General features: G+C 47.7%; 1 protein-coding gene. It reads right to left on the minus strand.

Annotated elements, in window-relative coordinates:
- On the minus strand, positions 1–440 hold a 440-nt coding region (locus tag R7P67_RS24055), incomplete at both ends, for a DUF3549 family protein (protein ID WP_318086220.1).

Below are 440 nucleotides of genomic sequence, written 5' to 3' on the forward strand. Positions count from 1 at the left end.
ACTGGCAAAGAGATTTCAGTTGGAGCGCCTGCTAACGCTCGAGTTAATGCCGATAGCAAGAACAAATCTGGTTCTGTGCTGTGAATCTCTTGCTGCGCTTTTTCTGCGATACGCTGCGCTAGTCGTTCTTGTAAGTCGACATGCTCAAGAGCACCAAGCAGTGCGTATAGAGGCTCGTTAGGTAAATGATTGAGAGCTTTACGCAGAGTGACCGCATTTTGCTCTTTACCAAGGCGTGCGGCGATATCGGTGATTCCTTGCAGGCCAACCGTTTGCCAGTTTTCCCAGCCTAGACCGCCTGTGAAGTAGTGCTGTGTATGTTCGTAATATTGGCTGGTGGGTAGATCCAAATTTGCACGAACTTGGCTGTGGAATACCGCCATTTTGTCTTCAGAAGGTTTGAACGTGTATGGATTATTGGAGAGTTTTTGTTGTTGCTC

The organism is Vibrio sp. Vb0937 (assembly GCF_033338855.1).